The sequence below is a fragment of the Providencia vermicola genome (assembly GCF_020381325.1).
Classification (GTDB): domain Bacteria; phylum Pseudomonadota; class Gammaproteobacteria; order Enterobacterales; family Enterobacteriaceae; genus Providencia; species Providencia vermicola.
In genome coordinates this window covers 86,645-110,660 of sequence record NZ_JAGSPI010000012.1, presented here as the reverse complement: position 1 = coordinate 110,660, position 24,016 = coordinate 86,645, and the positions used below count along the sequence as shown (strand labels likewise).

General features: G+C 45.3%; 20 protein-coding genes. 3 read left to right on the top strand and 17 right to left on the bottom strand.

Going from position 1 to position 24,016, the window contains the following annotated elements; all coding sequences use genetic code 11:
- Positions 1 to 284: 284 nt before the first annotated feature.
- From KDJ85_RS17240 to KDJ85_RS17195, 10 genes are all read right to left on the bottom strand, one after another.
- Positions 285 to 1,931, bottom strand: coding sequence for a Na+/H+ antiporter (locus KDJ85_RS17240; RefSeq protein ID WP_206086283.1), 1,647 nt, complete (start codon positions 1,929 to 1,931; stop codon positions 285 to 287).
- Positions 1,932 to 2,197: 266 nt separating this feature from the next.
- Entirely contained in the window at positions 2,198 to 2,731 is a 534-nt protein-coding gene (locus tag KDJ85_RS17235; RefSeq protein WP_225820700.1) for a MarR family winged helix-turn-helix transcriptional regulator, read from the bottom strand.
- A gap of 79 nt (positions 2,732 to 2,810) precedes the next feature.
- Positions 2,811 to 3,566, bottom strand: coding sequence for a maleate cis-trans isomerase family protein (locus tag KDJ85_RS17230; RefSeq protein ID WP_275967696.1), 756 nt, complete (start codon positions 3,564 to 3,566; stop codon positions 2,811 to 2,813).
- Positions 3,566 to 4,594, bottom strand: a complete 1,029-nt coding sequence (locus KDJ85_RS17225) for a carbon-nitrogen hydrolase family protein (RefSeq protein WP_225820699.1) — start codon at positions 4,592 to 4,594, stop codon at positions 3,566 to 3,568. Before KDJ85_RS17225 ends, KDJ85_RS17230 begins: the two co-directional genes overlap by 1 nt.
- Positions 4,595 to 4,609: 15 nt before the next feature.
- Positions 4,610 to 5,521: a fumarylacetoacetate hydrolase family protein gene (locus tag KDJ85_RS17220; RefSeq protein ID WP_225820698.1), complete on the bottom strand. Its 912-nt coding sequence runs from the start codon at positions 5,519 to 5,521 to the stop codon at positions 4,610 to 4,612.
- 145 nt (positions 5,522 to 5,666) lie between these two features.
- The gene (locus tag KDJ85_RS17215; RefSeq protein WP_225820697.1) at positions 5,667 to 6,794 is read right to left on the bottom strand and encodes a cupin domain-containing protein; all 1,128 of its coding nucleotides are present in this window, start codon (positions 6,792 to 6,794) and stop codon (positions 5,667 to 5,669) included.
- Between the two features lie 28 nt (positions 6,795 to 6,822).
- On the bottom strand, positions 6,823 to 9,120 hold the full coding sequence (locus KDJ85_RS17210) for a bifunctional salicylyl-CoA 5-hydroxylase/oxidoreductase (RefSeq protein WP_225820696.1): 2,298 nt from the start codon (positions 9,118 to 9,120) through the stop codon (positions 6,823 to 6,825).
- A 16-nt stretch (positions 9,121 to 9,136) separates the two neighbouring features.
- A complete protein-coding gene (locus tag KDJ85_RS17205; protein WP_225820695.1) occupies positions 9,137 to 9,559 on the bottom strand; it encodes an acyl-CoA thioesterase in 423 nt (140 codons plus the stop codon).
- 10 nt (positions 9,560 to 9,569) lie between these two features.
- The gene (locus KDJ85_RS17200) at positions 9,570 to 11,084 is read right to left on the bottom strand and encodes an indolepyruvate oxidoreductase subunit beta family protein (protein ID WP_225820694.1); all 1,515 of its coding nucleotides are present in this window, start codon (positions 11,082 to 11,084) and stop codon (positions 9,570 to 9,572) included.
- Between the two features lie 10 nt (positions 11,085 to 11,094).
- Entirely contained in the window at positions 11,095 to 13,293 is a 2,199-nt protein-coding gene (locus KDJ85_RS17195; protein WP_225820693.1) for a thiamine pyrophosphate-dependent enzyme, read from the bottom strand.
- Between the two features lie 751 nt (positions 13,294 to 14,044).
- On the opposite strand from KDJ85_RS17195, the gene KDJ85_RS17190 reads away from it, so the two are divergent.
- Positions 14,045 to 15,052, top strand: coding sequence for an AraC family transcriptional regulator (locus tag KDJ85_RS17190; RefSeq protein ID WP_225820692.1), 1,008 nt, complete (start codon positions 14,045 to 14,047; stop codon positions 15,050 to 15,052).
- A gap of 577 nt (positions 15,053 to 15,629) precedes the next feature.
- On the opposite strand, the gene KDJ85_RS17185 is transcribed toward KDJ85_RS17190, so the two are convergent.
- The 7 genes from KDJ85_RS17185 to soxR form a co-directional block, all read right to left on the bottom strand.
- Positions 15,630 to 16,523, bottom strand: a complete 894-nt coding sequence (locus tag KDJ85_RS17185) for a SphA family protein (protein WP_225820691.1) — start codon at positions 16,521 to 16,523, stop codon at positions 15,630 to 15,632.
- An 81-nt stretch (positions 16,524 to 16,604) separates the two neighbouring features.
- Positions 16,605 to 18,209 (bottom strand): phytoene desaturase family protein, encoded by a 1,605-nt coding sequence (locus KDJ85_RS17180; RefSeq protein WP_225820690.1) that lies wholly within the window; start codon positions 18,207 to 18,209, stop codon positions 16,605 to 16,607.
- 3 nt (positions 18,210 to 18,212) lie between these two features.
- Positions 18,213 to 18,995, bottom strand: a complete 783-nt coding sequence (locus KDJ85_RS17175) for a cyclase family protein (RefSeq protein WP_225820689.1) — start codon at positions 18,993 to 18,995, stop codon at positions 18,213 to 18,215.
- Positions 18,996 to 19,005: 10 nt separating this feature from the next.
- Complete coding sequence (locus tag KDJ85_RS17170) at positions 19,006 to 19,548, bottom strand: flavin reductase family protein (RefSeq protein WP_225820688.1); 543 nt, start codon at positions 19,546 to 19,548, stop codon at positions 19,006 to 19,008.
- Between the two features lie 15 nt (positions 19,549 to 19,563).
- Complete coding sequence (locus tag KDJ85_RS17165; RefSeq protein WP_225820687.1) at positions 19,564 to 20,808, bottom strand: styrene monooxygenase/indole monooxygenase family protein; 1,245 nt, start codon at positions 20,806 to 20,808, stop codon at positions 19,564 to 19,566.
- Positions 20,809 to 20,840: 32 nt separating this feature from the next.
- Positions 20,841 to 21,626, bottom strand: coding sequence for an SDR family oxidoreductase (locus KDJ85_RS17160; RefSeq protein WP_225820686.1), 786 nt, complete (start codon positions 21,624 to 21,626; stop codon positions 20,841 to 20,843).
- Positions 21,627 to 21,862: 236 nt separating this feature from the next.
- Positions 21,863 to 22,360 carry a redox-sensitive transcriptional activator SoxR gene (soxR, locus tag KDJ85_RS17155; protein WP_225820685.1) on the bottom strand — a complete coding sequence of 166 codons (498 nt, stop codon included), beginning with the start codon at positions 22,358 to 22,360 and terminating at the stop codon, positions 21,863 to 21,865.
- 99 nt (positions 22,361 to 22,459) lie between these two features.
- Between soxR and KDJ85_RS17150 the strand changes: the two genes are divergently transcribed.
- Positions 22,460 to 22,888 (top strand): DoxX family protein, encoded by a 429-nt coding sequence (locus tag KDJ85_RS17150; RefSeq protein ID WP_206086270.1) that lies wholly within the window; start codon positions 22,460 to 22,462, stop codon positions 22,886 to 22,888.
- Positions 22,889 to 22,900: 12 nt separating this feature from the next.
- Positions 22,901 to 24,010: an efflux RND transporter periplasmic adaptor subunit gene (locus KDJ85_RS17145; RefSeq protein WP_225820684.1), complete on the top strand. Its 1,110-nt coding sequence runs from the start codon at positions 22,901 to 22,903 to the stop codon at positions 24,008 to 24,010.
- Positions 24,011 to 24,016 lie beyond the last annotated feature (6 nt).

Here is a 24,016-nt window from a genome sequence, read left to right as displayed (position 1 = left end):
ACCAGACAAGGAACAAAAAACCCGCCTTGCCTGGCGGGTTTCGGTTGTCGATTACCCCCACCACTAAGTGATGGTAATAATCATGCTTAAACGTGCGACAACCTGTGACATATTTTTTTCCTAAATAGAATTAACACTAACTTATCAGCCATCAATATAATTAGTCAAATACGGTTTTCACTCTCATTTATATTGTTCAGAAAAAGGCCTGAACATATTCAGGCCTCAGACTGCTGACAAACCGATTAGGTTTGACTGCAGGTTGGATAGGTTTTGAAAATAAACTAGTGTTTACCGTTTTTATGGTGATTCAGCGTTTCTTCTTTCAGATCCAATTCATCGCGTAAACGGTGATAAACCCGCTCATTAATGTTTTTATTTTTCCGCATGAGATATAACGCTTCACGTTTTGCTTTCAATGCAGAATTAGACATTTGTCGTTCCATCTCAATCATTCGATGTAAATCATATACATCAGATTCTGTTTCATCGGTATTATCGAGTCGTCTACCATAAATTTCTAACAATTGTGCCCCAACCTCGGTACGCATGGCGATTTCATCCATATCCTCTGAAGGGTGGTTCATTAGCTCACGTAAGTGGGCCATAGCCGCTTCATTTAGCGCTAACCGAGCACGAATTTCATCATTGTCATACGGTAAATCTTGGACTAAACCTTTTGTTAAAATCGGTAATGCAATACTGGCTATCAACAATGAACACAAGATAACGCCCATTGCCAAGAAAATCGCCACATCACGATTCGGGAATAAAGAACCGTCAGGCATCAATAATGGCAGTGTTAAAATACCCGCCAATGTAATTGCACCTCGTACACCAGCCGTCGCCATAATCGCCATCATGCGAATATGCACCACATCCGCTTCTTTACCACGGCGACGGTTATGGAATACGGTCAAGGTCATTGAGATCCAAACCCAACTAAAACGTAAGATTGCCAGTGCCACTGTAATAATTGCAACATAAACAAATAACATCCAAGGATGGCTTGCTCCTGCGGCGGCCGCAACTTCTGGCATGTTTGTCCACATACCTGGTAATTGCTCACCCAGCAAAATAAAGATCATCCCATTCAATGCCGTTTGAACAGTGTCCCAAACGGCTTTACTTTGCATCCGTGTCGCGGCCTGCATACGCCCTGCAATTTTCTCATAGTGCATAGCAATACCCGCAACAACCGCGGCTAAAATACCAGATACATGCAAGTGCTCTGCAAGTAAATAAGCCGTAAACGGCATTAGCAGGCTGATCATGATTTGGATAGCAGGTTCTTCACCTGTACGCTTAACCAAAAATTGGTTTAACCAACCAATTGCCCAAGCGACTACTAAGCCAATTAAAATTCCACCGAATGCGACAAAGACGAATTCTCCCGCCGCTGAAGCAAGGGAAAATGTCCCCGTTAACGCGGCCACTACGGCAAAGCTAAAGCAGACTAAACCTGTTGCATCGTTGAGCAGTGACTCGCCTTCCAGTATGTGTGCCATCCTTGATGGTAACGGCGAGTTTACTGTCATCGCAGAAACCGAAACAGGGTCGGTCGGTGATAAAATTGCGGCAAGCGCAAAAGCAACGGCCAATGAAATGGCAGGAATTAACCAATGAATAAAGAACCCCATGCCAATAACAGTAACCACAACGAGGCCTATCGCTAATGACATAATCGGTTTAATTTCTTGGAATAAAGCTTCTTTTGGAATACGCCAGCCATCAAGAAACAGCAATGGTGGAATAAATAAGAACAGGAATAAATGAGGCTCAAATTCAACCGTAAAACCATACAGAGACAGCCCTGCTCCCAGCGCTATCTGAATAAGGGGTAATGGAATAATATCTTTGAGCAATCGCGAGATAAATACACTCACAATAACCGCAAGTAAAAAAACGAGTACAAGTGTCACAACTGACATTGATTGCTCCATATTTAGCTAATCATTAATTATCAGTAATGAAGTTAATAGATAAATTGAATCAATGTAAAGTAGCAATTAATTAACAGATACAAAAAAAACAAAATTCAGAAATTACCTATCTATCATTAGGTTACCATTTATCCCAATAGTGTCACCAAGTGTGAGAAAGTTATCTATCAATTTGATAATTAACAATAAAAGCATCTGTAATACAAAAACCATTCATCTAAGATAAGATAGCTATCTAAGTTGTCATTAATTGATTATTCAATTGAATTTTTAGCGTTATTTTTATTTCTTATTTGTTTTTTGCTGACTGTTTTTTTCTCAGTATTTCCTGTCTCACTTACACTTTCTAAGCTATGACGCTCAATTAACTCCTGTAAGACTTCTTTGAGCATCTTACTCTTACGCAAACCTAGTGGAGCGAGTACCACCTCTTCATGTTGTTGTGCTTCAACTAAGAGACCATCAACTAATGCCATCCCACTGGAGGTAACACTCACCAATGTAATTCGCTTATCACTCCCACTATGATTATTGTGGCGCAGCACATGCCCTTGCTGTTCTAAGCGTTGTAAAACACGAGTAATTGTGGGTTGTTTACTAACTGTTTTTTGCGATAGTTCAGTGATCCCCATCGAGCCATTACCCGCCAATGTTGATAACACCCGCCACTCCAATACCGATAACCCTTTTTTTTCAACAATTGCATGAAATTCAGATGAAACTAACATCCATGCCTGCCCTAATAGGGCAGGCAAATAATTATCAACAAAAACCTTTGAGTCTGACATCTGTCCCTCTCGATACGCGCTATGCATAATTGCATTTAATCTAGCCCCTCAAGAGTAGCAGAAGGAGACGATAATTCAGCTAAAACTTTCCACTGAGTAAAGACCCAAACCCATCAGTCCGAGTCTCTAAGCCAAGCTTTTTCAACATCATATAGGTTGTCGCCACTGAAGAAGACAGTACAGGCAAACCCACTCGGTCTTCAATCAATTGCACTGATGGCAATGATGGCATTTGCACGCAAGCCGATGCAACTATCGCATCCACGTTGGTGTTGAGTCGCTTAGTGATTTCCACTGGCGCCAGCGGGTCTTGCCTACCTACCGCTAAGTTATCAGGGATTTCCAACGAAATGCTGTCCACCACTTCAATGCCTTCGCTTTCAATATACTCAATCACTAATTGCGTCAACGGCTTCATGTATGGTGTCAAAATAGACACTTTTTTTGCACCAATGGCATGTAGCCCATCCACTAACGCCCCCGCACTGGTCACAATCGGTGCGGGGTGCCCGTTATCCACCGTACGTTGGTGTAAACGGCTTTCCGATACACGGTGGTAACCTTTCCCCATGCTCATGATGGCAACCAAGCAGGCATACCCTAGGACATCCACCGCCGCATCCGATAGCTCAAGAGCGCAGCGGTCGCTGTCAGAGTCCATTTTGGCCAGCTCCTCTTTGGTCACTTTTTTCATCCGCATACGACTGGAATGAAAGGTAAAACGCTCCGCAAACTGCGCTTCCCGTGCTCGTAAAATAGCAGGAATTTCCGTTTCCATGGTGGTGTTCGAGGACGGAACAATCTGCCCAATCCGAAATGTGCGTGCCAGACTCATCATTTTTTCTCCCCAAACGGTTCATCGCTCTCAGTCATGGGATTTAATTCATCCACACTTTGCCCCTCGCCATAAAAGCGGGCAGCACTCAATGGACGGCGATTTACCTGTAAATCGAAGATATCAAAGCGGTTATAGTGCCCCGTGATATCGTGCATTTGCCGCGGTTGAATACAACGGTTTAAATCAATATCACCGTACACAATCCCTTCTTTATCAATCAGTGGTTCCCCCACCACACGACCATCGGGGCCGATAATGCCCGAAAATGCACTGTTTGGGCGAGCCAACAGATCACGCGCTTCAGGGTGGCTCGCTGACATCGCGTCGATAATCTCCGCCGACACCGTCGAACAGGAAATGATGGTGAACACTTTCCCCTCAAAACAATGTGCCGACGCACGCAGGCGGATGGCCTCAGCCATGTCATAATCTTTCGGAGCCACAGGCAGTGCAATATAGCTGGCAATGTGCACTAATTCCCCTTGTGCCAATAACGCGAAGCGCGCCAAAGTGTTGGTATTTTCACCGCACGCCAAGGCACCCAGTGGCCCTACGCTAGTTTGGTGCACTTTTAACGAAGACGCATCGCCATTTGCCCATGTAAGTTTTTCCGCCCATGTCGGCACCAATTTGCGGTGACGCCCCAGAATTTTACCCTCATCAGAAATGGTCACCAACGTGTTATACAAGGTGGCAATACCGTGCGGGTTACGCTCATTGACGCCAATCACCACATTGATACGGTGACGCGCCGCAGCTTGGGCGATTTTTTGGATTTCTGGCCCTGGAACTTCAATGGCCGATTTGCACAGTTTTTCAAACCACGGGCTGCCGTCAATCGGGTTCATCACCCAACTCCAATACGGGTAACCCGATATAAACACTTCAGGAAACGCCACTAATTTGGCACCGTTATCCGCCGCCTCTTCAATCAGCCGACAGGCTTTATCCACAGTGGCATTCGTGTCCAAAAACACAGGGGCCGCTTGCACCGCTGCGGCTTTAAATTGCGCTAAGTTCAACATGCTTTAGCTCCTTTTTTATACCGCCACTACAGGATGACGCAGCTCACCAATGCCTTGTACATATGCCTCAATCACATCCCCTGGCCACACCCACTCTTGCGGTGAACGTCCTGCCCCCACACCTTCAGGGGTACCTGTGGCAATAATATCCCCTGGCTCAAGAGTGATCCCCTTGCTGATATCTTCAATTAACGCGTTCACGTTAAACAACATATGACGGGTGTTGGATGATTGCTTAGTCACGCCATTAACTTTTAAGCTTAAGTCCAAGGTGTGTGGGTCTGGAATCTCATCCGCAGTAACAATACATGGGCCAAACGGTGCGTAAGTATCTTGCCCTTTTGAGTAAATCCATTGCCCAGCACGACGGCAATCGCGGGCGCTCATATCAATCATGAGGCTATAACCAAACACATAGTTCAGTGCATCTTTCGCTGAAACCCCTTTGGCTCGCGTCCCCATAATCACCGCCAGCTCCACTTCCCAATCCAGTTGTTGGGTAATTTGAGCGTTATGTTCAATTGCATCTCCTGGGCCAATCACTGTGGTTGGTGGCTTAGAGAAAATCACGGGCTCTTTAGGAAGCTCTTTCGATGTGTCTAAGGTACGACTGGATTCTGCCACGTGCTCAACATAATTGAGCCCAATACCAAAGATGTTTTTGCGGGGACGTGGGATCGGTGCCAAGATTTTCACGTTTTGCACTGGCCATGCGGTTCCTGCGGGAAATTGCCCGTCAAAACCATTAAGCAGTTCAGTCCCTGCACGCACCCCTTGCGGCCCTAAATCGATAAAGTCCAACATATTGTCTGGCAAGTATTGCCCTTGCTCTTCAGCAAGACGAGCTAAATCAACCACTTGGTGGTCAACAATCGCTCCCAAGCGAGCTGCAGCAGTGATATCAGAACGGTAAGTAATTAAGCGCATGGTGTTTTCTCCTCGGCTCACAGCATCTCGCTGCCAGCCTGTTTCACGTAAAATCGGTTAATCGAATAAAAATAAACTAATAAAATCAATTAGGTAAATAACTCCATCGAGATTAGGACGTGAATATTGCCCCTTACTCCGCCACCTAGCTCGTCACTTTTTGATGGCCATCGTTGTCCACTAAAGCCTCTTCGTAATACAGCCCCAATGACTGCATCACGGGTAAGTCGTTAAAACAGAATAGGCACGCATCATCAGTCTGTGAGGTGTTCACATGTTCATGGAACATCCACGATGGCACACAGAAAATATCCCGTTCTTGCCAATCAAAGCGTTGTCCATTAATAATCGAATACCCTTGGCCTTTCGCCACTTGGTAAATAAAGCTCCCCGTGTGACGATGGGCTTTGCCCACAAACCCTGGGCGCAGCAACTGCATACTCGCACCGATGGTGGGCATCACGTGCCCACCCGTTACAGGGTTGGTGTAATGCATTAGTACATCATCAAATAGCGAACCGTCGGCCACGTTTGCGGCGCGGCACAGTGCCTCATAGGTTGGCCCCCATTGGTATTTAAATAATGGCGAATAGGGTTTATCCCAGCCGATATCGTGTGGGCGCAAGGCGGTACCGCCCCACATCCCCACAGGGTAATCAATAGGGCGCGTGTGTGCTTGGTGTAAGTCAGGATGGACTTTGTAAAAACCCGCTTCCATCGCATTGACCAGCGGAATGTCCAGCCCATCCTGCCAAATGCATGGCAAGCCATCTTCTGCGACACCGTGTTCGTGCCACGTCCCATTCGGGGTTAACACAAAATCATTCGCTTCAAGCATCATCTTTTGCCCTTCCACGATGGTGTACGCCCCGCGCCCTTCCATAATAAAACGCAGTGCTGAAGAGGAGTGGGCATGGGCAGATGCTGCTTCCCCTGGGTGCATCACTTGCAAGCCAGAGTACAACCAGCCCACGGCTGCCGCCACATCTTGACGACCGGGATTATTGAGATAGACCACTCTCCTCCCCGCTTTTTCAGGGGTCACCAGCTCCACTGAACGCAATACATGTTCACGCAAGTCACGGTAACGCCACAACACAGGGACTGACGACGACTGCGGCTGCCATGGCTCAATCTTGTTTGCTACCGTCCACAAAGCCCCCGTTTTCAGGTCAGCTAACTCTTGGTAATACGCCACAAGCTCAGGGGTATCAGCTACATCTGCGCGGCCTGCCACGCTTTCACGGTATTGGTCATGGGATTTCATGTTCATCGGCTCGTTCTCCTCATTCACGGGGCGATTAACGCCCGTTGGATTTGACTTGCTGCAACAGCTGTTGACGCCCATATTCATACGGCGCAGGCCACGTGACCTCCCAACCGTGACGGGCACATTCGTGCAGCAGCCACGCAGGATCCGATAATAACGGGCGAGATAAAGCACAAAGGTCGGCACGACCCGCGGCAATAATGCTGTTGACTTGGTCAGCATCCGTAATTGCCCCCACCGCTATCACAGGGACTCCCGCCTCATTGCGCACACGGTCTGCCATCGGTGTTTGAAACATACGTCCGTATACGGGTTTTTGTTCAGGTGACACTTCTCCTGATGAACAATCGATAAGATCCGCACCCGCTTGTTTCATCGCCTTGGCCATCAATACGGCCTCGTCCACAGTAGTGCCTCCCTCAACCCAATCGATGGTCGAAATACGTACCGCCAACGGTTTCCCCCACACGTGACGTACCGCCTGAATAACCGCCAGTGGGAAACGCAGGCGGTTTTCAAGGTTACCCCCGAAGTTATCAGTGCGCTTATTCGTCAGTGGCGATAAGAAGCTCGACAATAAATAGCCATGCCCCGCTTGCAGCTCTAACCAATCAAACCCCGCATGGTCTGCCCGTTTAGCTGCTGCCACAAATTGGTCAATCACCGTCGCCATTTGCGCTTCTGTTAAAGCCGCTGGCGTTTGAGACACGTTCGGTAAATACGGCAAGGCAGAAGCAGAAACGAGCGGCCAATTCCCACTCGGCAATGGGTGGTTTTCCTGCTCCCACCCCCGCTGGGTTGAGCCACGGCGCCCTGCATGCCCCAACTGAATGCCGATTTTGGCCGTACTGTGTTGATGCACAAATTTTGTCACACGTTGCCACGCCACCGCCTGCTCATCATTCCATAACCCTGGGCATCCCAATGTCATACGAGCATCTGGAGCAATAGCCGTCATTTCGGTCATTACTAATCCCACACCACCTAAGGCACGGCTTCCCAAATGCACTGTGTGAAAATCCCCCACCACGCCATCAATGGCGCTGTACAACAAAGTCGGCGAGGCCACAACGCGGTTGTTCAACGTAATATCGCGCACCTGAAATGGCGTAAGCATTGGAGGAACGTGCCTTGTTGCGCCTGCTTGCGTAGCAAACCACTGCTCATAGTTATCCAGCCACGCTGCATCACGAACGCGTAAATTTTCATGGGAAATGCGCTGAGAACGTGTTAGCAGTGAGTAGGCAAACTGCTCAGGGGCAAGGTTTTCATAGCGACGAACATTTTCAAACCACTCTGTCGAGTTACGCGCTGCATTTTGAATTTTTAGCACTTCTACACTGCGTACCGCTTGGTAATGTTCAAGCCCTTTACGCAAATCCCCTTCTGTGGTTTTCAAGCTTTCGCACAATTCAATCGCGTCTTCTAAGGCCAGTTTAGTGCCTGACCCAATAGAGAAGTGGGCGGTGTGCGCTGCATCCCCCATCAGCACCACAGGTACGTCTTTACTTGGTGAAGGTTGTGTCCAATGCACCCAGTTATCACAAATCACCCGAGGGAAACGGATCCAAATTGCTGCACCGCGCAAATGCGCTGCATTGGCAATCAATTTCTCCCCATCTAACCACGGGGCAAACAGTTTTTCACAATACGCAATGCCATCTTCTTGGGACATCTGATCGATACCCGCTTTGAGCCATGTTTCTTCGGTGGTTTCAACGATAAAGGTCGATAACCCCTCTTGGAACTGGTACGCGTGAACTTGAAACCAACCGTGTTCATTTTTGGCGAATAAGAAGGTAAAGGCATCGAAAATCTTTTTGGTGCCTAACCAGACAAAGCGGCAACGACGTGGGTCTATGTCGGGTTTAAAGACATTTTCATAGCGGGTACGTACCGCGCTGTTAATCCCGTCAGAGGCAATCAGTAAGTCCGCGTTGTACTCACGCGCAATGGCTTGGTCATCCGTTACTTGGGTTTCAAATACCAGCTCTACTCCCAGCTCAAGGCAACGATCTTGTAAGATATTCAATAGCTTTTTACGGCCAATCCCAATAAACCCGTGCCCACCGCTGCGATTACAGACACCATTAAAGTGAATGTCGATATCGTCCCAGTGACTAAACTCCGCAGAAATTGTCTGCGCAGACACGGGGTCAGCGTGACGCAAATTGTTAAGCGTCGCATCAGAGAACACGACACCCCAACCAAACGTGTCAAACGGGCGATTGCGCTCAACAACCACTACGCGGTTCTGTGGGTTTTGCAGTTTCATCAGTAGCCCAAAGTACAGCCCAGCGGGTCCCCCGCCAATACACACTATATTCATGAAAGTACCCCTTTTTTTATACCGCTGACTGAGCCGTGAGTGCCTGATGTAAGGCCTCTGGAATAGGAATCGCTTGGTGTGTAATCAACGACGTTGTAACGTAGGTTTGTGTCACTTGCATGCGCAGCTCCCCCGTCACACTGATACAACGTTGGCGCAGCGTGAGTGACTTGCGCCCAATTCGCTCAACTACCAACTCTAAGATGACGTCATCCCCCATGCGGCTAATGGCTTTAAACTCAGCCTCTAGGTGCACAGTAGGTAACCCGAAACGTTGTTCGAGGATGTATCCCGCAAACCCTTGGGGGATCAGCGCATCAATCCAACGTTCAAGGAGGTTATTGAACATCACAAAATATTGTGGGTAAAACACGATCCCAGCAGGATCACACTCAGAGAAATGGATCTTATGGGGTTTAGTAAATTTCAATAAACTCATGATGTTATCCTTAATCCATAGCCAAACGTTGGCGACATTTCTTTAATTCATGACCATATTCATCAGCAAGCGCAGCTTCACGTAACTCGCGTAAGCTAATCGGTGCTAATTTGCTACCTTGTTGCGTCACGATGTCCATCAAAACCTGAAAGTTACGCAAACCCCTCGCATGAGTATCGCTATAGCCTTTTACTACCCGTTGGCATTGCGCAATTTCAGTTGCCAAAGCGGGGTTTGTCCGTGCGGCATCAACCACTGCTGCGAGCCATTTTTCAATTCGCTGATTTTCTAATTGATAACGTAAAGTTGAGCGTCTGCCTTTTCTCCAAGCGGCGAGCACATATAACTGTAAAAACCCCCACAAAGAACTGGTAGTGATTGTTCGCCCCCGTTGCGTAAGTTTGCGAAGCGCTTTGTGAAACCAATGTGGCTTCATCAACCAATTACCTAAATTCTTGGGAAGCGTTTCGCAAATCTCTTCAATACGTGGATGCATAAATTCATTGATATCCAATAATTGGTTATCTTTAGCGTGAACTTCATTACGTACTCGGGTGAATCGGCTATCACGAATTTTGAGGTCAGCCACGCGAATGGTGTCCTCATAAGACATCCATAATGCTAAGTGGCGAGCAAGTGCTCGTTGTAAACGTTCATCTTGGCCACCTTCTTGCGCAAATAGGTTGTTAAGGCGGTCTAAATACAACGCGGCATAAGCAGGGTCTTGGTAATCAACTAACCGGCGAACACCTTCCGTCACTAAATAATGAACATGAGGAGCGAATTCATGATCAATACGCGCTAATAACGCAGAAATTTGTTTATTTTTAGGGGGTGACGAAACTGTTTGAGCTGATTGAGCTTGGTATGCCTCTTCGGGTTGCGCGGCTTTTTCAGCGCCAAGTGCAAATGCACGCAGGCTGGGTTTTACCCCGACACCACCGCGCACGATGGTTTCTTCAAATTGCGCGCGGCTAAAAGGTAAAACACCTGAACCAAATAAAGCGCCAAATAATACTGCGCTGATCACGCTACCGCTTTCCTGAGCAGCTTGCGCCATATCAAAGTGAATGAATTGGCGAGCTGCAAGCCCCGCGTGGCGGATCAATGCTTGGCTATCAACCCGACCGTCACCCATGGCTGATTTCTCAGCAATAGAGTAAACACGGTGTGTAGAGCTAATTAACGTTGTGCGTTCTGGCGTAACAAAACCACGTTGAACAGAGCGACCTGCCTCCATGAGTTCAGAGGCAAGGACAACATCCACATCACCTGGCATTGGCATCAATGCCAAAACAGGTGCTGGCGTTTCTGGGTTATCCGCGCCAGGGAACAATTCAACGTAATAAATCGTTGCTCCTGTACGTTGAGCAACGCCTGGTACAGAGGTAGTTTGTGCGAAATAGCCATTCTCTTCGCCTAAATTAACAATCCAGTCCGCGAGAACGCCGCCGCCCTCCCCCCCCATGGCTAAAATGGCGATTTTAATGGGCTGTAATGCGATTGATGATGAAGATAAAAGCATTTATGCCCCCTTAGAAACTGAGTTCTGCACGACGACGTGCATCACGACGTTGTAGATAGCCAATAAACCAACCGCGGACACGGTGGCGTAATTTGTCCCAGCGATTTGGATTGGTAATAATTTGTGCTTTAAAAAACGAAGGGCAGAGAACGGCAGCGTGTGAGACCTCACCGCATAAACCGCATCCCACACAGCTGTCCATCACAGTCGCCACAGGATCTGTTCTTAATGGATCTGGATTTGGTTTTATCGATAACGATGGGCAACCCGAAAGGCGAATACAGGAGTGATCCCCCGTACAGGTGTCAGGATCAACACCAAAGCGCTCACGGACAACACGTTTTCCTGCAGCAACATCGCTACGAACTTTTTTCTTTTCACGACGCTGTAGATTTAACATGCATTCACTTTGCGCAATCAGTACTTTAGGGCCTTTCTCATCGGTGGTCAGTGCTTCACGCAATGTATTAGTCATTGTTTTTAAGTCATAAGTGCGCTTGATGGTTTTCACCCAATTCACACCGACTCCTTTCACTGCTTTTTCGATTTCATGGCCTGTGCTGCGGGTTGGGTTAAGGGCTGTTGATGACAGGATGTCTTGCCCACCCGTTGCTGATGTATAACTGTTATCAATAACAATGGTTAAGTTATCACTACGATTAAATACGCTATTAGCGATACCACTGGTTAAGCCGTTATGCCAAAAACCGCCATCCCCCATGACTGAAATCGCGCGTTTCCCTGCTTTGGCATTTAATGCCGCTGCTCCTGCACCACCCAGGCCGTACCCCATTGTTGTATTACCGAGATTGAATGGCGGAAGAATAGAGAATAAATGGCAGCCGATATCAGCACTGACATGGTGTTCACCAAGTTCGCGCTCAACCAGTTTCATTGCTGTAAAAATAGGTCTTTCAGGGCAACCTGTACAAAACCCTGGTGGGCGCGCATGCACAGTTTCATCAAGTGTTGGTTCTGCTGCATTGACATATTCAGGCAATGATTCTTCGGTTTGCCCAGCAGCAATGTTAATTGTTGGAATACGAATTTGTTTCGCAGCCGCTTTGACTTGAGGTTCTATTTTTCCGTATCGTTCAAAAAAAGAACGCAGACCTGCAAGTACCGTTGCCGTGTTATACTCTCCCGCCATTGGCAACATATCTTTACCATGTAATTCAATATCGATGTTTCGCTGACGTAAAATGCTAGCTACATTCTGCTCAACAAAATTCGGCTGTCCTTCTTCCAACACTAAAATCGCTTTTTTATTACGACAAAAACGTTCAAATTCCTCATCAATTAATGGGTAAGCAACATTCATGACGTATAGTGGAATTTTGCTATTACCAAACACATCGGCTAAACCAATCTGGTTAAGCGCGCGGATCAATGTGTTATAGCAGCCCCCTTGTAACGCGATGCCAACATCATCAGCATCCTCAGCAAAAAACTCATTTAATTCACGTTGTTGAATAAACTTAACAGCCGCTGGCCAACGTGCTTCGATTTTCTCTTTTTCATGCAAAAAGCTCGCAGGCGGCAATACAATGCGGCTCACATCGCGAGTTGGGTTTTCAAGTGCATCTTTAACTGTAAATTTTGGATGCTGATTATCTGCACAAACAAATTGCCCATGCACATGACATGAACGAATACGCATTTGCAGCATAACGGGCGTATTACTGGCCTCAGATAAATCAAAACCATCTTTAACTGCTTGAACAATCGAAGGTAAATTTGGGCGAGGGTCGAGTAACCACATTTGTGATTTCATCGCAAATGCATGGCTGCGCTCCTGCATAATTGAGGAACCTTCACCATAATCTTCCCCAACAATAATCAGTGCGCCACCTAATACGCCGCCTGACGCAAGGTTTGCCAGCGCATCGGAAGCAACGTTTGTTCCAACAGTTGCTTTAAATGTTACCGCGCCGCGCAAAGGATAATTAACAGAAGCAGCTAACGTTGCGGCAGCAGTCGCTTCGCTTGCACTATTTTCGAAACGAATACCATATTCAGACAGAATATCCTGTGCATCTGCCAGAACATCCATGAGATGTGAAATTGGTGCGCCCTGATACCCTGCAACATAGGAAACACCAGATTCTAATAAGGCTTTTGTCACTGCAAGAATGCCTTCACCACTGAAAACATCACCTTGCCCTTGTCGTAACTTTTGAACTTCTTGAACAAACGAGCGCTCAGCCATTTTAACCTCACCAGTCAACGTCAGAACGTTTTTTATCTTTTTTGTGTTTCTTAGTTGTATCTCTTTTGTTAATTAGAGGTCAATCCATGATTAATCATGTAAATTGAATTTATGCAGAGAGTGGATAAGCCCTGCAGATAAGGGACAAATCACCTTTAAAAACAAGAGAAAAAGAGAGATTTACGACAAGAAACAGCCCATAAAGAAGAACAAAAGATAATGTATAAAAAAGGCGTAAAATCATTAAGTAACAGTCAATTAACCCTACAATAAAAAAGGTTTTGGCGTTTTAAACTACAAAAATGTTAATTTTAAGATAATAAAACTAATCAGAAGTGAAATTTAAATACAAATAGATCAAACAATATGATTAATCATATATATTTTACTGAAATAAAATAAAAATAACTTTATTTTTTATATTGTTATGGAAATCACAATAACCACACTGTTTCTGATTTCTTGCACTTTCTGGATAGTTTTTGCACATATTTAGCTAGGTAAGAAAAATTGTTTATGATATGTTCAACTGGCAGTTGGTTAAAAATATTTTAATAAAATGTTAATAATAAAAAGGTTAATCATCATAATAAATAAAATAAAGTATGTTGAATAAAAGCCTAAAGCACTTTTGCCTTAAATAAAATAATTAATTGAATTCATTGAGAAAATCCATAATAAGCAAAAATAGCCAATCCACTACTTAAATCAGTCACTGGGGGGTTGGCGACTCATTTTGGAGGTACCTTCGATGTTGAGCAACTCGTGGTCCCATTCATCTGCACCTCAGATTGAAAATCAGATCTGTTCGTCAGAACGTTTGTTATTTACATCCGCTGATCCTGAAGAAATAAAATCAATGGTAGGTCGAGTAATGAAACCGCACCAATTTCATCAACTCAATCCCCATCAACGCCTTGATGCACGTATGCATTATATTCCTATGGGTGATATTTCCTTAAGCCGCTTACGCTATGGCGCGGATGTGACAATTGCACCAGGAAAATTAGAGGATTTTTTCCTTTTACAAATGCCACTTGCAGGCAGTGCGATCATTGAAAGTGGTGGAAAACGTCTAGAATCTACACCGCAAATGGCTTCTTTATTAAGCCCTGAAGAGTCAACAACCATGCGTTGGAATAGTGATAACGACCAATGCATGTTAAGAATTTCTCGATCATTATTAGAGAGATCATTAGTAGGCCAACTTGGTCATACGCTGGATAAACCACTCGTGTTTGAATTAGGCTTTGCATGGCAATCTTGTATTGAATGGCGTACGCTGATGAATTACCTGATTGAATGCGCTACGAGAACCCCTGATCTTCTGCAACATAAGTTAATTGCCACACAAGTGGAGCAATTAGTCTCTGTTACGCTACTTTCTACGCACGCCCATAACTATACTGAAGATTCGAGCTTACGCCGAGCGACAATCCGTCCCCGTCATGTTCGCCGCGTGCAGGAATACTTAGAAGCTCATGCCCATGAGCCAATTACAGTGGAGCAATTAGCACATATTGCAGGTGTCAGTTTACGTAGCTTATATGCCGGGTTTAAAGAGTTTTTAGATATTAGCCCCATGCAATATTTACGTGATTTGCGTATGGAGCGTGTGCGTGCAGAGTTATTATCAGGTGAGGCTACTAATGTCACCGGAGTCGCACTACGTTGGGGGTTTGCACATATGGGCCGTTTTAGCGCTGAATATAAACAACGCTATGGTGAATCACCAAGTCAAAGTATAAAAAAAGCTTAATAACAATAATTATTATATTTATTAAGCTGTTGTATATAATCTGATATTAAAATATAAGAAAAAAACCCCTCTTTACTCTAAAGTATAGAGGGGTATCTAATATAGAGACAAAAATGAAAAATACGTTATTCAGATTTTTAATTAATTTTCAACCCACACATAAAAATTCAAAAATAAGGCCATAAAGCATTCATATAATTTTTTACGTTAAAGTAAAAATGTTATCTTTTCAAATAATTAAAACACCATGATAAAATAAACCAATTAAAATCAATACAATAAGAGCACCTTAATATAGAACATTTAATGCTAGTTTATATTAAAACTAAAAATCGAGCGAGATAATATACACTTAAAACATTAAGTCAACTCTATTTTCAATATTAAGGATAAATTAGTTAATTTAACTTACACCAATAAAATGGAAGTTAAATTACATTAAACCTTCATTTAAATATAAAGATACATTTTTATCTTTTTATTCACAAAGAATATCATTTATATATTTACAGCATAAATAAAAATGCACAGCATGGTTTTTATTATGCTATGCATTCAAATCAATAAAATTAAATAGTTAGAAAGGAATAGAGGCTTTTAAATAAATTTGTGAACCTTCTGGGCGATTTCTGACTTCAAAATCTTTTTCCCATTTAGCAGTAAACAACCAGCCTTGTGAATTCGCGTAGCGAATTGAAGGGCCGATGGAATAAGCACGCGCTTTTCCTTGGGCCGAATTCGGGCCACTGTCATCCGTTGTTTGCCAAAAAGCATAGCCGCCTATCCCTGCTACCCACCCATTACCAAACCCCCAACCTAAACCATAATCTGCATGAAAGGCTTGCCCTGAGCGAGTTTTCGTGTCGTTATTGCGAAAATTGAAGTCATACATCATTTTTAAATCCGCATTCACGCCCACAGGGGGAATATAGCTAATTGCCCACACGGGTTGTAACGCCCAATAATTTTTACCTAAACTAGAAGGGTCTGTTTTACTGTATTTTCCTGTCGGTGCATAGGCATCTAACCCAACCACATAATGTAAATCAGCCGAAGGATGGAAGCCCAGTGCAGGTCCAAACGTTACATCTCCTAGCCCACGGCTCGTCTCTTTTTTACCTGCCGCTTTTGCGGTGACATCCAATAATGGCACGATGGTATGGAAGGCTAAATCACCACCCAGTATTTTTTGATCCGTTACCCAAATTAAGCGGGGAGCCAATACATTCACATTCACGCTAAAACCTGGCACAGGAATTTTATCCCCTTTATTATCGCGAATGCTGTCATAATGGGCATTTCCACCATACATCAGCACATGTACACCTTGCGGAGGTAATGCACCTGACATAAAGTTTTCGAGACCATCAGGATAAATTCCTAGCCCGCCCCCTTCCGTCGCGAGGGTACCAAACGAAAGTATGCTGAGACACGAACCTGCAACAAGCTGACTGATTATTTTTTTATTCATCATGTTTCCTGCCATAGTGGGTTGTCTTACTGTGTGTGCTTTGCCTGTTATCTCGCGGTTCCCTTGCGTTTTATTTATGTCCTATTTTTTCGCCAATTTTTGCGCAACAAGGTAACCTGAACCACCGCTAAGACCGGGCCCTGGATGTGTTGATGCACCAATATGAAAAAGGTTTTTAACTGCCGTTTGGTGTGTTTTTGTTTGGCCTGATGCTGCAAAAGGCCGTAACCAGAAAAACTGGTCGGGGGAACAAGTACCTGAGTAGGGATCGCCACCGACAAGATTACAGTTATAATTTTCTAAATCTGCTGGAGAAATTGCGTGACGCCCCACGATCAACGAAGAAAAACCAGGCATAACTAACTCTAAACGTTGCTGAATTCTATCCGCGACCGCCTCTCGTACGTCTTCATTCCACCGCCCATCTTCAGGGATGCGAATTTCCCCTGCGGAATCGCCTTTTAGTCGCCTTGGCAATTCTTGCATTTGGATCCATAAAATCCACCCGCCATCTGGTGCACGGCTGGGATCTAACGTAGTAGGTTGCCCAATGCCAAACGTTGGTTTTTCAGGTAGATAACCATTATTAGCTTGAGTGACAGATAAGCAGACCTGCTCCATGCTTTCGGTAAAATGAACAAGAGGCACATTTAATAATTCGGGATTACACCAAGGTGGTGGCGCACTTAACGCAAAATGAATTTGCATGCCTGCACGACCATAGCGGTAGCCTTTTGCTCTTTCCATCACCTGAGGAGACACATTATCGAGTAATGAGCCATACAGCTGCGTTGGGGTCACGTTACATACCACACTTTCGATGGCATTAATCATTTGCCCATTAACGATAACGCCTGTCGCACGGTTATTTTTCCCCTCACCTTGAGTCACTATTTTCTCAACATGCATTCCCGTTTTAAGCTCGCCACCATGGGCTTCAATCACTTTTGCAAAAGCCTCAACGATGCGATAACTGCCGCCTTTGACGACAGGCATCCCACCAGCAACAACAGCTGCAAAGGTTAATTTACCAATTAACGCAGAGCTTGCTTCATCAGGCCCTAATCCTGTATGAAGTACCCATGGCGCCATCAATGCGCGGCTAAAATCGTGCTGTAATTCACGCTCTGACCAGCGGCGAAAGCTTTCCACACCTGATTTAGCAAAATCCAGCAATCCATCAACACCGCGTTTACGCCATTCAGAAAACAATAGTTTTAACATGCCACCGCTATAGGGATTTTGCCCTAATAAACCAAACGTGAGCGCTGCATCTTGGGTAAACAATTTGTCTGCCATTTTACGAAATGCTAGCCCATCACCGGGCGCGATAAGATCTAGCTGTTTCGCTGCCTCAGCAACATCCCGCTTCAATGCGATAGACTGTCCATCAGGTTGCACTAACCCTGTTGAGTAATCACACTGAGCAAACGCTAATCCATACTTTTTCAGATGTGGTTCTAATTCTTGGTAGCCAGGACTGCCAACAAATAAGGAATACCAGCAAGAAAGCAAATCATGGGTATAACCTTCAAATAAATTTTCAGTCCGAATACAACCGCCTAAGCGGTCGTTTCGTTCTAGCACCAACACCGACTTTCCGCGCACAGCTAACAAAGCAGCACACATCAAGGAGTTCATTCCGCTACCAACGACGATCACTTGTGGGTTAGAAAGTGTTGCCATACCTCACCCCACAAGCGCCAAGACGCGTAATGGGCTACCTGATCCCCCTTCGATTTTCAGCGGTGCCGCAACAATTACCACGCCTGTTGGTGGTAATTTATCGAGGTTTTTCAAGCACTGTAGGCCATATTTATTATTGCCATGCATTAAGGTGTGGCATGGGTAAGGTACAGGCCAACTGTAGGACTGCCCTGCATCAGTATTGATGGTCTCAACACCAAACCCTTTTACGTCACGCTCATGAATGAGCCATTCAACCGCTTCTTGAGAAGGCCCTGGTGTGTGAGCCCCATCTTCACGCATGCTCACATAAGCCGCAGGGTCATCCGCTTTTTTCGACCAATCCGTTCTAAAAAGTACCCAAGCCGCTTTGGGAATTTTGCCATGCTTTTCTTCCCATTTTTGCAGAAACTCGACTGTTAACACCCAGTCTGAATTTTCAGCCACTTCTTTGCTTGCATCAACCACCACGGCAGGGGCAACAAAATTTTCAACAGGGATGGTATCGACCGTGTTATTCGCTTGGTCTTTACCACTGATCCAGTGAATAGGTGCATCAAAATGCGTGCCAGTATGTTCGCCACAACTAAAGTTATTCCAATACCAAGCAGGGCCGTTCTCGTCATAACGGGAAATTTGCTCCATACTGAACGACCACACCTGCCCAAACTGCTCAGGTAATTGCAGTGCAGGGAATGATGGCGATAAGGTTTGTGTTAGGTCGACAACCTGAATATTGCCTTGCTGTAATTCTTTAGCGAATGTCATCAATGCTTGCTGATTCATGGTGTTTCTCCTACGCCAATGGCGATTCATGTAAAGCGGTAAAGCCACCGCCGTGGAAAACTAACGGCTTACCCGTTTCACTACTGATACGGCGCACATGCCCCACCATCAATAAATGGTCGCCTAGAGTGTCTTGCTTATGGTTTTCACAAACCAGCGTCGCAATCGCACCGTGCAAGGCAGGCACGCCTTCAGGGGTCAGATGGATAGCCACCTCTTCAAACTTGTTTTCAATGCGTGGATTCGCAAAACGCATAGCAAGTTCTTGGTGCCCATGCCCTAAGATATTGATGGTGAAATGTGAGCAATCACGAAATACCGCCAAGTTTGGTGAATGATTCACTAGACTCCATAAAACTAATGGAGGATCGAGAGATAACGAGGCAAATGAGTTAATGGTTAGCCCCACGTCACGCCCATCTTTGGTGCGTGTCGTTACGATTGCCACCCCTGTTGGGTAGCACCCGAGCAAGTTGCGCAAGGTTTTCGATTCAAATTCGGTATGACCCCATTCCCTTTCGCACATAAATGTATCCTCTGCAATCATAGACATAGCCAATCCTCCCCGTTAAGCGCGGGCTTCTTCCATCATTTGTGATTGAATATAGGCCTCACATGCAGCCCCATCTTTCCACCAAGGGAACAGGACTGGCGGGTAGTTAAAGGCATTTGCGATAGTGTGTGCGAGGGATGGTAATTGCTGAGCAGCACCTAACAGATGCAAAATATGTGGCTCTGGTGGCGCTAATAATGAGTTTGTCCATTCCACAACATGGCGACCATATTTCCAGAACTGTTCGAAAGTGTCGTTCATCCACTGTGCGGTATAGGGCTTATCACCGTGCGCTAAGATCGCGTCATAGTAAACTTTACAAGCCTTAGTCGCGTTATTCGAGCCTTGGCCTGTTAATGGATCGTTTGTCACTAACGCATCCCCTAAACCAAATACAATCTTACCCGATGGCAACGTTAATACAGGCTTGCGCACCGTCGGTGCAAAGCGCCCAGCTAAGATGCCGTTATCATCCGTCAATTCGATATTGCGACAGCGATCCGCTTCCCAAGGCAAATAGGTGTTAAGGATTTTTTTACTGTACGCCAAATGCTCTTGCGGTGTACGCGCCTCACCCCACTGATCCATTGGGCCACCAGGGATACCTTCAAAGACCATAATGTGGCAATCACCGCTATTGGTCAGGGATGGAAACACAAAGTACTCACCAACACCAGGGATCAAGTTAAACGACACTTGGGAGTATTCAGGCGTTGGCAACATGCCGTGCACATAAGTGAGCGCCAAGGCACGTTGGGGTTTATCATATGGAGAGCGCGTTTCATCACGTTCAAGCAATTTAACAATTTCCCCTTTCCCTCCCGCCAACACAACAAGGTCATGGGTTTCTGCCAAACGCTCCAGCTCTGCAACGCCAACATCTTCAATACGCAAATTGCCGCCACGTGCTGCAAATAACTCCATCCAATAAGGCATTTTAATGCGCTGATCGACGGCTTGTGCATAGTTGTCTAAGCGCGAGCGCCAAGAAATGGCTTTTTCACCTGCTTTTTCAGGATGAGGAACAGTAAAACCAATGCCTTCAACAGGAGGACATTTGTCTTCCCAAAAGTTAATCCCCAAATCACGCTCAAATTGCAGCGAAATGTCAAACATGCATTGGCTCGACATCACACGACCATTTTTAACATCCTCTGGTGTGCGGTTTGTCGCAACAGTAACGAAATAGCCTTTATCTAACAAACCTAAAGCCAACGGCATCCCCGCTTGACCACCACCTACGATAGCAATACGACGCATAGTATTTTCCTCAGTAAAGTTTAAATGGTGTCTTATTGTGCAAGACGGGGAATTGCAGGTTTCGCCTGTTCAGGCCCCATAGCGGAGTACCCGCCATCAACAGCGTAATCTGCGCCAGTCACGAAACTCGCCAGATCAGAAAGTAGGAACGCAACAACTTGAGCCACCTCTTCAGGGTCACCCACGCGTTTTAATAAGTGATAATCCGCAGCAACACGGTCGGTTTTTTTGCGGTCGCCCCCCGTGATTTCATCCATTACACGAGACCATGTCCAACCAGGGGAAACCGAATTCACACGAATACCGTTATCGGCATAATCCATCGCTTGGCTACGAGTCACTTCCAGCATGGTGGCTTTCGATGCGGGATAGAGCCAACGGCCTGTTTGAGCAACAGAAGACGAAATACTGGTAAAGTTGACGATGGCACCTTTACCTGCTTTCACAAAGTGTGCTTTGGCAAATTGTGCCGCCATAACGGCACTGACCACATTGATATTTAATGCAGTTAACCAATCTTGTCGTGAAGATAACTGGCCTTCGTCAAGGTAAGTCGCCGCCAGATTAACCAAAAAATCGAGTTGCCCATACTTTTGAGCAACTCGATCAATACCCTGTTTAAGTTGTTGATCATCAGTGATATCCACAGGTAAGAAATCAATATTTGTCTCATTCTGTGCGACTTTTTCACCATTAACGGCGTCAATATCAAAAATAGTGACTTTAACACCATAACTGCTCAGCACTTTTGCCACCGTAGCACCAATTTTGGTGGCGCCTCCAGTCACAATTGCAATTTTGTTATTCAAACCTTTCATCGTTGACGCCCTCTTTTTGCTCTCATTCCATTACAATGAATTTACAAAAAATTAACATGACTAATAATTACGCAGAATGAGCGAAAAGCTGTAGCCGCTGGGCGCAAAAAATATCCACCCAGTGCGGCAATTTAGTCAACAAATCGATGATATATGAAGGGAAATAGCCACTTTTCGCAGCAGCTATCCAAAAAATGAAAAGTGTGATTAATGGCAGGACATCATTCTATCGTTATTTAAGGTCGCTCTAAAATACGTGCACCTGGGCCTCTTTTCCCTAATACGTCATCAGGGTTACGTAACGGGCAATCACTTAATGATAAACAACCACAACCAATGCAATTATCCAATTCATTACGTAAACGCGTGAGCTGCCGAATACGTTTATCCAACGAAACACGCCATTGTGTGGACATCTCCTTCCACTGCTCGGACGTAAGTGCACTATTTGCAGGAAAACGGCCTAATGCATCCTGAATTTCTTGCAATGGAATACCTGTACTTTGCGCAACTTTAATAATGGCAATATAGCGCAATACGACTGAATGGAATCGCCGTTGGTTGCCGTGTGTTCGGGTACTTTGTATTAATCCTTTTGATTCATAAAAGTGCACAGTAGAAACAGGAACACCTGAACGTTTAGCCACCTCACCAACCGTTAGTGCCCTTGTAGGATCGATGTTTATTCCGCCATTTTTTTGGGGTTTTATCGCTTTCGTGTCTTTACTTGCCATTTTTGCTTACCTTTGCTTGACCTCAACTTAACTTAAGGTTTTATAGTGCGACCCTGTGACTTTGTCAATTGACGTTATTTTTTGAAAGGGGATAGGTTCATGCCATTGGTTATCACCAAAATGTTAGAAAGCAATAGCTTATGGTTTATTGCTCGCTTACTTGTCTTGGTTTTATTTATTTCATCAGGGTTAGCCAAAGTACTTAACTATGAAAGTAGTCTCGCTGAAATGCGTGCAGCTGGTCTGCATCCAGACTGGTTCTTCAATATTGCCTCTGCCGCTGTAATGCTGATTGGCTCAGTTTTCGTATTACTTAACCGTTTGTTATGGCTTGCAACAGGGGCACTTGCCACCTTTTTGTTCCTCACCATTGTGATAGTGCACACATTTTGGAGTTACACGGGAGAACAAGCACAAATCGCCATGTTTTGGGCTATTGAACATATTGCCGTCATTGGTGGATTAATTGCCATCGCGATTGCAGGGCATTTTCGAGGTCTTTATTTCTCGCTGAAAATGCAGAAATAGAAGGAAAATTAAATGAGTAAAAAAACAATAATCACACTGTGTACTATTTTAATCGCAGCAGGGGGCGGTAGCGCCATTTATTCCACCTACGCACAAAATGAGGACGGCGAAAAAGCGGCATACCAATACCCGCCAACTAAGGTTGCACTCGCAGCGGTCACTCTAGATACTGCACCACGAACATTTTACGGTGTGGGAGAATTAGAGGCTGGCAGCCAAGTGCAAGTTGCGGCAGAAACAAATGGCCGCATTACTAAAATAACCTTTGAATCTGGACAACAAGTTAAAAAAGGCCAAGTTTTAGTGCAGCTCAATGATGCTGTAGAGCAAGCGGATTTATCTCGCTATCAAGCACAGTTGCGTAATGCAGCACGCTTATATCAAAGAACCAGTTCGTTATCTGCACAACATTTAGTGGCTGAAGCCCAAGTTGATAGTACTCGAGCAGAGCGCGATATTGCTCAAGGGCTCATTCGCCAGACTCAAGCGTTAATTGCGCAAAAAACTATTCGTGTACCTTTTGATGGCACGATTGGTATTCGTCAAGTGCATGAAGGACAGTATTTAACACCTGGTGAAACCATCGCAAGCTTGGTTGATACCAAAACGTTAAAACTGAATTTTTCATTAGATGAACAAGCATCCCCTGAATTACATCAAGGGCAAGTGGTTGATGTTACGGTAGATGCCTACCCAAATAAAACCTTCCCTGCTCGCATTACTGCGATTGATCCTCTCATTGGTAAATCACGCACCATTGCGCTACAAGCGACATTAGAAAATAGCGATGGCACGCTCAAAGCAGGTATGTACGCCAACGTGAATGTGGTTCGCCAAGCCAATAATCAGGTACTTACTATCCCAGAAACGGCTGTCACTTACACCGCTTACGGGGATACAGTCTTTATTACAGAGGGTGAAGGTGATGCCATGACGGTCAAACGCGTTTCCGTCAAAACCGGTCAACGCTGGGATGGCAAAATTGAAATTGAACATGGGTTAAGTGCTAACGATAAAGTGGTCACATCAGGCCAATTACGCCTCAATAATGGTTCTGCAGTTACGCCAGTTGCACAAGATACCTTGTCTGAACCCACCGCACACACTCAGCAAGGTTCATAAGGAGGC